We start from the raw sequence: 12200 nt of genomic DNA, 5'->3' as shown, positions 1-12200 counted from the left end.
GGATCAAGTCCGGAGCAGGCTCCGAGCACGCTACTTCACCGTTCGTCCTGAGCGTAGCGAAGCGGAGTCGAAGGACACCGGCGGAAACTATTCGCAGGCCTGACCAATTAGGCGTGCGCAGGAGTGGGCGCATGAAGAAATCCCGCTACGTGGCACCGTTTCGCGACGCGGTCGATCCGCAGGTGTTCGGGCGGATGCCGCTGGCGGCGTGGCGCGAATACGCCGGGCTGACCGAAGGCCACGACTGGCCGGGCATCGACACGCTCAACGCCGTCCGGCCCGCCGGTATGCGCGAACGCTTCGTCGCGCAGACCCGCGAACTGCTGGCCGACGATCTGCACTACGAGCAGCGCATTGCCGAACGCGGCGACATCGCCACCCGCGAAAACAACTGGCACGACCTGTTCAACGCCCTGGTCTGGCTGCGCCATCCGGCTTTGAAGCGTGCGCTCAACGCGCGGCAGATGGCCGAGATCGCCCACATGGGGCCGAAGCAACGTTCGCGTGCCCAATACGCACTCACTCATTTCGACGAAGCCGGTGTGGTGGTCGCGCTGCGCGATCCGGCGTTGCTCGCGCTGTGGGATGCCCACGACTGGCACGGCCTGTTCTGGCGCGAGCGCGCGGCGTGGCTGGATGACCGCATCCAGGTGGAGCTGTTCGGCCATGCGTTGCTCGAACATGCGCTGACGCCGGGGCAGCTGTTGGTGGGGAAAGCACTGGTGATGGTTGACCCCGGTGTATCGCCAGCAGCGGCCATCGACGCCAGTGCGAGGGCGATCCACGCGGGCAAAGCGTTGTGCGATCCATTGGAGTTGCGGCCCTTGCCATTGGCCGGTGTACCCGGCTGGCATGCCGGCAACGGACGTGAAGCCTTTTTCGCCGAAGCGCTGTGCTTCCGGCCGTTACGTGCGGGGCGGTGCTATCCTGCCGCAATGCCACTTGTGATTGGGGCCACGAGGGACAGGTAACTCCGCTAGTTGTCTGCAGGCTCTATTCGTACGCAAGGAGGAGGTCATGGCGAATACGGACAAGGCGCTTTGGCGCTCGGTGCGCAAGGAGGATTTTCCCGATGGTACGGTGACTGGGAGTGATCCCGCGCCGGGCGTACTCTATCCGGACTTTTATGCGCGGATGCTGCCCAACGGCTCGATCCGGCAAGCGGATGTAGTGCTGTATCGTGACGGCCTCGGGCAAGAGTGGGTGAAGTCCGCCGGTGGAACTTCGCTGTTCGACGTAAAGGGCGCCTTCAAGGGCAAGAGCTGGCTTTCTTTCGAAATTCCTGAAGGCACGCTGATTCCGGATTCGCTGATTGTTCGTGAGACTGGCTATAACCCGCGCTACAAGGCCAATCACTACCAGATTGAGTGTGCGGCCAAGTCAATGCGCATCGATGCGTTCAAGGGTGCGCTGGACAACCTGGCCCGAAACGCCATTGTCCGTGCAGTGGAGCGCGCATGAGTGAATATTGCGGCTTGAGTGAGAATCATGGCTAATGTTGACGGTCAGACGCTGTTGATGGCGGTGCAGGCGGTACAGGCACAGATCCGCTTTCTGGAAGTGCAGATCGATAACGCCAGTGAGGACGACGACATCAGCGACCAGGAAGACCTGTTGATGGGTTACTCGAAAGCCGCAGATGCACTGCGGCTTGCTTATGAAGCAGAGGAACTTTCCAGCAGCAACCTCCCCCCTTACGACATGCTGATACCCGCGAAGGGATAGTCATCCGACATCAAGCGGCTTGATGAGGGCAACTTTTCGCAGCACTCGAAATTTCCGGGAACAATGGTTTTCACGCCAAGCTTGGCCGGGAAGTGGGTGGTGCGGGTTCGACGGCAGCTTGCAATGATTCCGGAATAGGCTATTCGCGAAACTCCTTGGCGCTCTGCGGCCGTGTATGGATTACTTGTTGCGTGCTTGGCTGTGCCTGTAGCGAGTGTGCGATGCCAAGCTGGCCTCATTGAAAGGTTGGCGATGTCACAAGATCACATCTCGAGAAGAAGCCGCATCCAGGGCGCCCTGTTGGGTGCCTTCATCGGCGATGCGCTGGCCCTCGGGCCGCACTGGTACTACGACCTCGACGCGCTCAGGCGCGACTACGGCGACTGGATCGACGGCTACACGGCACCGAAGCCGGGGCGTTATCACGAAGGCTTGCCGGCCGGGGCGTCGTCGCAGGCGGGCTTCATCCTGGCGTTGACCACGCGCTCGCTAGTGGATCGCGGCGGCTACGACGAAGCGGATTTCTGCGCGCGGATGGATGGCGAGCTGTTTCCGCTGCTGGACGGCACGCCGATGGCGGGGCCGGGCGGATACACCAGCCAGTCGATCCGCGAGGCGTGGCGCAAGCGTCGCGCCGGCCTGCCGTGGGGACAGGTGGCGGGGCTGGCGGACAACTCCGAGGCGGCGGAGCGCGTGCTGGCGATTGCGCTGCGCTACGCGAGAGAGCCGGCGCAGTTGGCGCGGCACGTGAGCGGCAACGTGGCGCTCACCCAGCGCGATCCCACGGTGGGCGCGATGACGCTGGCGTTCGCCGTGGTGCTGGGGCAACTGGCGGACGGCGTGCCGCTGGATGGCGAACTGTCGGGGCGCCTGATGGCGCTGGTGAAGTCCGGCGAGCTGCCGTTCCACACCGTGACCAGCGGCGAGCTGGACGTGCCGCAAGGCGCGGAGGCGCCCTTGCAGGCCGGGCAGTTCGCCTCGCCCGACGCCTTGCTCACGGTGTCGTCCATCGCGCGGGCGGCGCACGATCCCGGCGTCGCCATCGAGCCGGCCTCGAAGGTGGGCCTGGTCTACGGCCTGCCGTGCGCGGTGTATCACCAGTTTCCCGCGGCCTATTACCTCGCGGCGCGCTTCCAGGGCGACGTGGAGCAGGGCCTGCTCAATGCGGTGAACGCGGGCGGGCAGAACCAGGCGCGCGCCATGCTCGCCGGCGCGCTGTGCGGCGCGATCGGGGGGATCGAGGCGATTCCCCAGCGTTTCATCGCGGGGCTGGAAAAGGGGGCGGAATACCTGGCGCTGGCGGAGGCGCTGGCGCTTCAGTCGGATTGACCGGCGCCCGGAGGCTATCCATGAAACGTACGTGGATCATCATCGGCGTGCGCGATGTCGCCCGCAGTTTCGCGTGGTACCAGCGACTGTTCGGCCAGCCAGCGACGGCGCCCGAGCACGACTATTTCGGGCAACTCGTCGACGCGGATGGCACGGTGCTGCTCTGCCTGCACGCGTGGGGCGCGCACGACCATCCTTCCCTGGCCAGCCCCGACCTCGCCACGCCCGGCAACGGCCTGCTGCTGTTCTTCCGCGTCGACGATTTCGAGCTGGCGCTGCAAAGGGCGCGCGACCTCGTGCCCCGGCTGGAAGAGGAGCCCAACCGCAATCCGGCCACGGGAACCCTGGAGTTCGCGCTGCGCGATCCCGACGGCTACTGCGTCATGGTCAGCGCGCTTTCCTAGCGCGGGTACCACGGGCGCGAACGCGCGCTCAGGCCTCGTAGCGCACCTTGACGATCAGGAACCGCATGCGCCCGCCGGGCAGGTCGGCCTCGAACTCGTCGTCGAGGCGCTTCTTCAGCACCGCCCGCGCCATGGGCGAATCGATGCTGATCCAGCCCAGCTTCGCGTCCGTCTCGTCGGGGCCGACGATGCGATAGACGACCTCTTCGCCGCTGGCGAGGTTCTCCAGCGCGATGCTGGCGCCGAAGAACACCGCCTCGCGGTCGGCGGGCAGGCCTTCGGCCACCTTGAGCGCGGGGATGCGCTTGCTGAGGTAGCGCACGTGGCGGTCGATCTCGCCGAGCTGCTTCTTGCGGTAGGTGTACTCGGCGTTTTCCGAGCGGTCGCCTTCGGCCGCGGCGGCGGCCAGCGCCTTCACCACTTCGGGGCGCAGCGTGTGCCACAGGTGATCCAGCTCGGCCTTGAGCTTCTCGAAGCCGGCGCGGGTGATGATGGCCGTGGAGCCGGGCGAGGGCGGGCGCCAGCGGCTCATGCGTAGGCCTCGTCGTCGTCGGGTGCGTGCAGCAATAGCCATGCGGCGCCGATCAGCCAGCCCAGCATCAGCAGGATCAGCGCCTTCTGGCTGAGGCCGCGCGGCAATGCGCGCCAGAACGCCTGCACCCACAGCAGCGCAAAGCACAGCGCGGCATACGCGAACGCAGGCCGGAACCAGCGCCGCCAGCGCACGTCGCCGCGCAGCCGCCAGGCCTGCAGCAACATGGCGGTGGCCGTGCACAGGAAGGCGGTCTGTGCCGCCATGCCGTGCACGTAGCCGTGCAGCGTGGGCGGGTGGTTCCAGGTGTCGGTGGTTTCGATGGCGGTGAGCGCCAGCGCCGCGCCGCCCACGGCGAACAGCAGCAGCGGCGCAGCGCTGCGTGCGGCGGGAGCCAGCGCGGAATAGGCACCCGCGCCGAGCAGCGGCAGGGCCAGCGCCAGCGCGTAGTAGCCGGCGCGCACCATGCCGCCCCACGGGCCGATCAGGTAGAAGCTGTTGGGCACGCGCACCCAGTCGAGGTCGGGTCGCAGGCACTGCGCCGCGATGCCGGTGGCGAGGAAGACGAGCATGCCGGTGAGCGCGACGGCGGCGGCGCGTCGGCCGGTGCTCATGCGGCGCCCGCCAGTTGCCGCTGCAGGGCGGCGATGTCGTTGCGCAGCGGGTGCTCGGGCCAGGCGTCGGCGAGCTTCTGCAGCAGCGCGAGGGCCTCGCTGCGGTGTTCGGCCTGCGCGCCCAGCAGGCGCGCGACGAGCAGGCCGTAGTGCGGCGCGCGTTCGTCGCGCGGCCAGTGCGCGAGGTAGCCGCGGCCGAGGTGGATGGCGAGGCGCTCCATGCCCAGGCGCGCGGCGAGATCGGCCAGTTCGCCGCAGGTGCGCGGGTCGTCGGGGACGAAGGCCGGATCGAGGGTGCTGCATTCCTGCAGCACGCCCAGCGCGCGGCGCGCCTCGTTCTGCGCGATCAGCGCGGCGATCCAGATCTGGCCGTGCACCAGCAGGTCGTCGCGCAGGCCCTGGCGGCGCAGCAGCTCGCGGTAGAGCTGGTGCACCGGCGCGGGCGCGATGCGCAGGCGCAGGCGCAGGCGGTCGGCCAGCTGGCGCAGCGCCGCCATGGGATCGCTACTAGCCAGTTCGCGCGCGTCCTCGACCAGTCGGCTGTCCTCGTCCTGGCCGGAAGCCTTGGCGAGCTTGGGCGCCTCGGGTTCCAGTCCGAAGCGCTCGTGGCGCTGGTGGATCAGCACGCCCATCAGGTGGAAGGCCAGCACGATCAGGTAGGTGTAGGCGAAGCCGAACAGCGGCAGCGCGAGGAAGCGCGGCAGCAGGCTGGAGGTGGCCGTGGCCAGCCCGATCAGCGCGCCCAGCAGCAGGTTGATCGCCACCGGCACCAGATACGCGCCGCCGAAGCCGAGCGCGATGCGCACCCAGGTGGCAGGGTTGAGCGCCAGCAGCGTGTTGCCGTCGAAGGCCAGCGACATGTCGATGGCCGGCAACGCCAGCACCAGCACGGGAACCAGCAGCCACAGCATGGACGGCGCGAAGCCGGCGCAGGTGACGAACAGCGCGCCCGCCACCAGGTGGATCAGGGCCAGCGCCCAGCCGGTGGCTCCGGCCTCGTCCACGCCCACGTCGGGCGGGTTGGCGTAGCCGTTCGCGGTGTACTGCATGCAGTCGGCGGCGTAGCGCCAGGTGGCCGCCCACACCAGAAGGTTGGCCAGCAGGCCGATGATGGCGGGCAGGAAGCTCACGTAGTGCGCCAGCGCCAGCGCCGTGCAGGTGGCCAGCCCGGCGCCGCGCAGCGGGTAGCCGAGGCCGGTGGCGAGGCGTTCGCCGAACGGCGTGTCGGCGGCGACGGTTTCGACGCGGGGCATCAGCGCGTTCTCACCGCTTGCCGCCGAGGATGCCGCCCAGCACGCCGCGCAGGATCTGCCGGCCGAGCTGGCTGCCGATGGTGCGCACCACCTGCTTGCCCATCGTCTCGATCATGCCCTGGCGGCGGCTGGTGCCGAACAGCGCGTCGTGCACCGCGCCGCTCCAGGCCGGGCCGCCGTCGCCGTCTTGCGCGGGCGTTCCGGCCTTGCCGGCGCCTGCATCGGCCGCCTTGCCGTCCGCGCGCTTGGCGAGCATCTCGGCGGCCGATTCGCGATCGATCGGTGTGTCGTACTTGCCGCCCACCGGCGAGCGCTGGCGCACGCCGGCGCGCTCGGCGTCGGTAATCGCGCCGATGCGGCAGCACGGCGTGGTCACCAGCACTTGTTCCACCGGCGTGGGCACGCCGCCGTCGCGCAGGGTGGAGGCCAGCGCCTCGCCCACGCCCAGCTTGCCGATGGCGTCGGCGACGTCGAGCTTCGGGTTGGTGGCGAAGGTCTGCGCCGCCGCCTTCACCGCCTTCTGGTCGCGCGGCGTGAACGCGCGCAGCGCGTGCTGCACGCGGTTGCCGAGCTGGCCCAGGATGTTGGCGGGCACGTCGTCGGGATTCTGCGAGCAGAAGTACACGCCCACGCCCTTGGAGCGGATCAGCCGCACCACCTGCTCCACGCGCTGCAGCAGCGCGGGCGGCGCGTCGTCGAACAGCAGGTGCGCCTCGTCGAAGAAGAACGCCAGCTTGGGCTGGTCGAGGTCGCCCACCTCGGGCAACTGCTCGAACAGCTCGGAGAGCAGCCACAGCAGGAAGGTGGAGTACAGGCGCGGCTTGAGGATCAGCTGGTCGGCGGCCAGCACGTTGATGACGCCGCGGCCGCTCATGTCCTGCCGCATCAGGTCGGCCAGCTCCAGCGCCGGCTCGCCGAAGAAGGCGTCGGCGCCGTCGTTCTCCAGTTGCAGCAGCGCGCGCTGGATCGCGGCGATGCTGGCGGTGCCGATCAGGCCGTATTGCGTGGACAGCGCCTTGGCGTTGTCGGCGGCGAAGCCGAGCAGGGCGCGCAGGTCGGCGAGGTCGAGCAGCAGCAGGCCCTGGTCGTCGGCGGCCTTGAAGATCACTTCCAGCACGCCTTGCTGGGTGTCGTTGAGTTCCAGCACGCGGCCGAGCAGGGCGGGGCCCATCTCGCTCACGGTGGCGCGCACCGGGTGGCCCAGCCTGCCGTAGAGATCCCAGAAGATCACCGGGTTGGCCTGCGGCTTCCAGTCGGCGAGCTTGAGCTTTTCCAGCCGCGCCTTGAGCTTGTCGCCCGGTTCGCCCGCGGCCAGCGCGAGGCCGGCGAGGTCGCCCTTCACGTCGGCGAGGAAGCAGGGCACGCCCAGCCGGGAGAAGCCCTCGGCCAGCACCATCAGCGACACGGATTTCCCGGTGCCGGTGGCGCCGGCGATCATGCCGTGGCGGTTGCCGAAGCGCGGATCGAGGCTGACCTCGGCGTGGTCGTTGCGGCCGATCAGGATGTCGCTCATGGGGTTCCCTGCGTGGAGATCGATGCCGATTGTAGCCAGCCGGCATGACTCCCCGACGCATTGAGTATGCGCAGGCCGCCGGCTATGGTGTCCGTTTTTCGTCGAGTGGTTTTGCCATGCGGTCTGTTCGTCTGCTTCGCTCCGTGCGCCTGGTTCCATTGGCCGCTTCGCTGGTCGTGCTGACGGCCTGCGCCAGCTCCGGGGCGGCCAAGCCGACGCCGACGGTGACCGCGCTGTATGCCCAGCTCGACCAGGCCACGCAGGGTTACCAGACCGCGTTGCAGCAGGTGCGCGCCGGCGACCATGCGGCGGGGCAGAAGACCCTGGATCAGGCGCTGGACATCGTGAAGGATGCCTCCGCGCATTGCGGCAACGTGGCCGGCTGCGATCCGCAGCGTTTCTTCTCCGCCTACGACCACATGCTGCGTCTGAAGGACGGCAGCTTCATCGGCGACGAAAGCATGGACGACGAACCGCAGACCGGCATGGCGCTGGATCAGCGCGGCGCGGCGGCCTTGCCGCAGGCGCAGCGCAGCGTGACCCTGCTGCACGGCCAGAGGCTCTCCGAGCTGATCGCGATGAACGGCGCGGTGAAGGCCGCGCTGCAGATGTGGCTGACGCAATGGCGGCCCAACCTGGTCGACGCATGGATCAGCTACCAGTACATGCGCAGCGAGATGTGGCCGGCGTACCAGAAGGCCGACCTGCCGGAGGCGCTGCTGTTCGGCATCATGGCCAAGGAATCCGGCGGCAAGGTGCATGCGGTGTCGCGCTCCGGCGCGGCCGGCCCGCTGCAGTTCATGTACGCCACCGGCCTGCGCTTCGGGCTGGGCACCGACAACGGCTTCGACCTGCGCTTCGACCCGGCCGCCTCGGCGCGCGCGAACGCGGAGTACCTGGACGAGCAGCTCAAGGTGTTCAACGACAACCTCGAACTGACCCTCGCCGCCTACAACGCCGGCGAGGGGCGCATGCACCGGCTGGTGGGCGACGACACCTCGGTGAGCTTCTACGACCCGCGCATCTACGGCCAGCTTTCGCAGGAGACGCGCGATTACGTGCCCTACGTGCTGGCGGCGGCGTGGCTGTTCCTGCATCCGGACAGCTACAACCTGCGCTTCCCGAAGATCGAGGGCGCGCCGGGCAGCATCACGCTGCGGCGGCCGGCCTCGCTGAGCGAGCTCACGGTATGCCTTGGTTCGGCCGGCGGCATGGAGGAGGGCTGGTTCCGCACCCTGCGCAACCTCAACCCGCGGCTCGACCCGCAGCAGGAGCAGCCAGTCGGCGCGGTGCTGCAGGTGCCCAAGCTGCTGGAGCAGCCGTATGCCGCGCGCTGCGTGGACGGCCCGTGGCCCATCCTCGCCACTGACCTGCACAATGCCGTGGCACCGGTGGTGCCCGATCCGCCCGTGCCGTCGCGCCCGACGGGAACGCGCAGCTACAAGGTGCGCCGCGGCGACACCCTGGTCGGCATCGTGCACAGGCTGCATTGCTCCAGCGTGCAGGAGATCGCGGAAACCAACCATTTGCGCCACCAGCACATCACGGCGGGGCAGGTGCTGCAGGTGCCGGAGTGCCGCTGAGCGGCTGAAATCCCGGGGCCGCGTTGCCGGTCAGGCCGTGGCGCCGGCGTCCATCCAGCTTTCGACCGCCGGCTTGCCGGCCGGGCGGTGCAGGCGCTTCAGCTCGTTCAGCAGGTGCAGCACCTGGCGGTGCTGCGGCAGCAGGCGATCCTGCGGCGAATGCTTGGTTTCGTGGTAGGCCACGGCCAACCACAGCGCGATGCCGCGCAGCGCCACTTCAGGATTCTCCGAGCGCGCCCGTTCGAAACCGGCGGCGGTGCCCTGGCCCCACGGCAGGTAGCGCGCTTCCGGTGCGGTGCCGTACAGGTGGGGGAACTCGCTGCGCGACGCCTGACCGATTTCGCGCAGCACCTGCACGCTCAGCTGGGCGCGGCTGCGCTGGGGCAGGGCGCGCACGCAGCGCTCGATCTCGCGCAACTGGCGGTTGAGCTGATAGGCGCGAAAGAGCGCGATGGCCGGGCTGAGCAACTGCATGGATTCTCCATCCCCAGTCGCCGCGTCGGGCCGCGGCAATGGGTCGGAGCATAGCCGACGCCCGGGGCGGAATGCACCAATCTCGTCACAAAACGACGCTGGGCGTCAGTTTTGGCCCTGCGTCCCGAGGCGCTGCCCCACCTTCACGGCTTGTTGCGGCGCCAGCGCGTCCAGCTCGGCCATGCCTTCGGGCAGCAGCAGGATCACGGTGGAGCCCATGTTGAAGCGTGCCATCTCGGCGAAGCGTTCCAGCGTGATGCCCTGCCCGGCGAAGGACTTGCGGCGGATCGCGGGCGCATAGGGCGGGATCACCAGCCCGTCCCAAACCGTAGCCACCGACGAGACCAGGATCGCGCCCACCATCACCACCGCGAACGGGCCGCGCGGGCCGTCGAAATGGCAGGCCAGCCGCTCGTTGCGCGCGAACAGGCGCGGGATCGCCTCCACCGCGAACGGCGCCACGCTGAAGATGCGCCCCGGCACGTGCACGGTCTCGCGCAGCGTGCCGGCCAGCGGCATGTGCACGCGGTGGTAGTCGCGCGGCGACAGATACACGGTGACGAAGCGGCCATTGCGGAACGGCGCGGCGGAAGCCTCGTCGCCCAGCAGTTCGGCTGCGCTGTAGTCCTGGCCCTTGGCCTGGAAGATGCGCCCGTCCACGATCCTGCCGGCCTGGCTGATGCGCCCGTCGGCGGGCGAGAGCAGGGCGGCCGGATCGGCGTCCGCCTGCCGCGCGCCGGGCTTCAGCTTGCGGGTGAAGAAGGCGTTGAAGTGCTGGTAGGCCAGCGGATCGGGCTGCGCCGCCTCGGCCATGTCCACGTGGTAGTTGCGCACGATGGTGGCGATCAGCCAGTTCTTCCACGGCGCGAACGTCCAGCGCGTGCCCCAGTAGACCAGGCGCGACAGGAAGCGATGGGGAAGGGCGTATTGCAGGAATATTTTGAAAGTCATCCGGCCAGTATACGGGGGTGCCGGAGCGATTCGTTCCGTTCGCCGCGTGCGAGGCGAACCCCTGAGCGCGGTAAACCCGTTCGCCCTGAGCGTAGGCCCACAGGGCCGAAGTCGAAGGGTGCGCCATCCGAGACAGCCCTTCGACTCCACTTCGCCACGCTCAGGGCGAACGGTGAGGGGGGATCCTTCGATCTTGCTGAGTCCAGGGCGAACGGTGTGGGGCTTATAATCGCCGGCCGACTTGCCGCTTCCCGGATCGCCGTGACCGCCGAACTCGCCACCATCATCGACTTCATCCGCTACGGCGCCAGCCGCTTCTCGGCCGCCGGGCTGACCTTCGGCCACAGCCACGACAACCCGATCGACGAGGCCACCCACCTGGTGCTGGCCAGCCTGCACCTGCCGCCGGACATCCCGCCGGCCTACGGCGCGGGCCGGCTCACCGCCGAGGAACGCGCCAACGTGCTGGCGCTGATCGAGCGCCGCGTCAGCGAGCGCCTGCCGGTGGCCTACCTGGTCGGCGAAACCTGGTTCGCCGGGCTGAAGTTCAAGAGCGACCGCCGCGCCCTGGTGCCGCGCTCGCCGATCGCCGAACTGATCGAGTCCGGCTTCGCGCCCTGGCTGGACGAGCGCCACGTCGAACGCGCGCTCGACCTGTGCACCGGTTCCGGCTGCATCGGCATCGCGATGGCCGAGTACAACCCGGAATGGCACGTGGACATCGTCGACATCAGCGACGACGCGCTGTCGCTGGCGCGCGAGAACATCGTGTTCCAGCACGTCGAGTCGCGTGTCGAGGCGGTGAAGTCCGACCTGTTCGAGGGCGTGCGCGGGCGCAAGTACGACCTGATCGTCTCCAACCCGCCCTACGTCACCGAGGACGAATACGCCGCGCTGCCCGGCGAATACGCGCACGAGCCCAAGCTCGGCCTCACCTCGGGCGAGGACGGCCTGGACATCTGCCTGCGCATCCTCGACGAGGCCGCCGACCTGCTGACCGACGACGGCCTGCTGATCGTCGAGGTGGGCGAGAGCGAGCACGCGCTGGCTGCGATCCTGCCGGAAGTGCCCTTCGTGTGGATCGAGTTCAAGGTGGGCCAGATGGGCGTGTTCGCGCTGGAGCGGCGCGACCTGGTCGAGCACCACGCGGCGATCCGTGCCGCCGCGGCCGCGCGGCGCTGATTGCGTGCAACTGGAAACGGCGCGCCTGCGGCTCGATGCCCTGCGTCACGACGATGCGGCGGCGCTGTTCGCCTATCGCGCCGATCCGGCGGTGAGCCGCTATCAAGGCTGGCGCCCGGTGGCGCTGGACGAGGCCGTGCGTTTCATCGAGCGTCAGCAGGCGGTGGCGTTCGACACGTCGGGCAGCTGGTTTCAGTTCGCCGTCCGCCTGCGCGAAACCGGCGAACTCGCCGGCGATCTCGGTCTGCATTTCGTGGATGCGGACACGATGGAGTTCGGTGTCACGCTGGCGCCCGCTTATCAGGGGCGCGGGCTGGCCATCGAGGCGGTGCGCGCCGCGCTGGTGCTGGTGTTCGACACGCTGAAGCGTCACCGCGTCTACGCGTCGGTCGATCCTCGCAATCTCTCCTGCGTGAAATTGCTGGAACGCCTGGGCATGCGCAAGGAAGCCCATTTCCGCGAGAGCTGGCGCGACGGCGACGTCTGGGCCGACGATGCGATCTACGCGATGCTGGCGAGCGAGTGGCGCACGCGTCCGGCCCTTCTCCCCACGGGAGAGGGGTTGGGGTGAGGGTGCGGGCGAAGCGAACCGCCAAATCGCATCGCAGGCTCCATTTATGTGCTGCGCGCCACCTTGGCT

Annotated in this window: 14 protein-coding genes; 8 read left to right on the top strand and 6 right to left on the bottom strand. The window is 68.7% G+C overall.

Annotated elements, in window-relative coordinates:
* Positions 1 to 131 precede the first annotated feature (131 nt).
* From ACZ5Z2_RS10245 to ACZ5Z2_RS10225, 5 genes are all read left to right on the top strand, one after another.
* Positions 132 to 971: a DUF3025 domain-containing protein gene (locus ACZ5Z2_RS10245; protein WP_464758452.1), complete on the top strand. Its 840-nt coding sequence runs from the start codon at positions 132 to 134 to the stop codon at positions 969 to 971.
* Between the two features lie 46 nt (positions 972 to 1017).
* Positions 1018 to 1461 carry a Tse2 family ADP-ribosyltransferase toxin gene (locus tag ACZ5Z2_RS10240; RefSeq protein ID WP_464758451.1) on the top strand — a complete coding sequence of 148 codons (444 nt, stop codon included), beginning with the start codon at positions 1018 to 1020 and terminating at the stop codon, positions 1459 to 1461.
* Between the two features lie 27 nt (positions 1462 to 1488).
* The gene (locus ACZ5Z2_RS10235) at positions 1489 to 1725 is read left to right on the top strand and encodes a Tsi2 family anti-toxin (RefSeq protein WP_464758450.1); all 237 of its coding nucleotides are present in this window, start codon (positions 1489 to 1491) and stop codon (positions 1723 to 1725) included.
* Positions 1726 to 1977: 252 nt separating this feature from the next.
* Positions 1978 to 3054: an ADP-ribosylglycohydrolase family protein gene (locus ACZ5Z2_RS10230; protein WP_464758449.1), complete on the top strand. Its 1077-nt coding sequence runs from the start codon at positions 1978 to 1980 to the stop codon at positions 3052 to 3054.
* A gap of 20 nt (positions 3055 to 3074) precedes the next feature.
* Entirely contained in the window at positions 3075 to 3458 is a 384-nt protein-coding gene (locus ACZ5Z2_RS10225) for a VOC family protein (RefSeq protein ID WP_464758448.1), read from the top strand.
* A 28-nt stretch (positions 3459 to 3486) separates the two neighbouring features.
* On the opposite strand, the gene greB is transcribed toward ACZ5Z2_RS10225, so the two are convergent.
* The 4 genes from greB to ACZ5Z2_RS10205 are packed head-to-tail and all read right to left on the bottom strand — an operon-like array spanning position 3487 to position 7370.
* Positions 3487 to 3990: a transcription elongation factor GreB gene (gene greB, locus ACZ5Z2_RS10220; RefSeq protein WP_464758447.1), complete on the bottom strand. Its 504-nt coding sequence runs from the start codon at positions 3988 to 3990 to the stop codon at positions 3487 to 3489.
* Positions 3987 to 4604: a DUF998 domain-containing protein gene (locus ACZ5Z2_RS10215; RefSeq protein WP_464758446.1), complete on the bottom strand. Its 618-nt coding sequence runs from the start codon at positions 4602 to 4604 to the stop codon at positions 3987 to 3989. Before ACZ5Z2_RS10215 ends, greB begins: the two co-directional genes overlap by 4 nt.
* Positions 4601 to 5857: a hypothetical protein gene (locus tag ACZ5Z2_RS10210; RefSeq protein ID WP_464758445.1), complete on the bottom strand. Its 1257-nt coding sequence runs from the start codon at positions 5855 to 5857 to the stop codon at positions 4601 to 4603. Before ACZ5Z2_RS10210 ends, ACZ5Z2_RS10215 begins: the two co-directional genes overlap by 4 nt.
* Before the next feature lie 10 nt (positions 5858 to 5867).
* The gene (locus ACZ5Z2_RS10205) at positions 5868 to 7370 is read right to left on the bottom strand and encodes a helicase HerA-like domain-containing protein (protein WP_464758444.1); all 1503 of its coding nucleotides are present in this window, start codon (positions 7368 to 7370) and stop codon (positions 5868 to 5870) included.
* Between the two features lie 116 nt (positions 7371 to 7486).
* Here ACZ5Z2_RS10205 and ACZ5Z2_RS10200 point away from each other — a divergent pair, with 116 nt between their 5' ends.
* The gene (locus ACZ5Z2_RS10200) at positions 7487 to 8953 is read left to right on the top strand and encodes a transglycosylase SLT domain-containing protein (RefSeq protein ID WP_464758443.1); all 1467 of its coding nucleotides are present in this window, start codon (positions 7487 to 7489) and stop codon (positions 8951 to 8953) included.
* A 30-nt stretch (positions 8954 to 8983) separates the two neighbouring features.
* Here ACZ5Z2_RS10200 and ACZ5Z2_RS10195 read toward each other — a convergent pair whose 3' ends face one another.
* Complete coding sequence (locus ACZ5Z2_RS10195) at positions 8984 to 9427, bottom strand: hypothetical protein (RefSeq protein WP_464758442.1); 444 nt, start codon at positions 9425 to 9427, stop codon at positions 8984 to 8986.
* A 105-nt stretch (positions 9428 to 9532) separates the two neighbouring features.
* Positions 9533 to 10378: an archaetidylserine decarboxylase gene (asd, locus tag ACZ5Z2_RS10190; RefSeq protein ID WP_464758441.1), complete on the bottom strand. Its 846-nt coding sequence runs from the start codon at positions 10376 to 10378 to the stop codon at positions 9533 to 9535.
* Between the two features lie 261 nt (positions 10379 to 10639).
* Here asd and prmB point away from each other — a divergent pair, with 261 nt between their 5' ends.
* Both prmB and ACZ5Z2_RS10180 read left to right on the top strand, forming a co-directional pair.
* Positions 10640 to 11560: a 50S ribosomal protein L3 N(5)-glutamine methyltransferase gene (gene prmB / locus ACZ5Z2_RS10185; protein WP_464758440.1), complete on the top strand. Its 921-nt coding sequence runs from the start codon at positions 10640 to 10642 to the stop codon at positions 11558 to 11560.
* A gap of 4 nt (positions 11561 to 11564) precedes the next feature.
* A complete protein-coding gene (locus tag ACZ5Z2_RS10180; protein WP_464758439.1) occupies positions 11565 to 12131 on the top strand; it encodes a GNAT family N-acetyltransferase in 567 nt (188 codons plus the stop codon).
* Positions 12132 to 12200: the final 69 nt, after the last annotated feature.

It is taken from the genome of Rhodanobacter sp. G1 (genome assembly GCF_055397855.1).
Note: the sequence above shows the minus strand (reverse complement) of the source record. Positions and strands in the feature narration are given on the sequence as shown.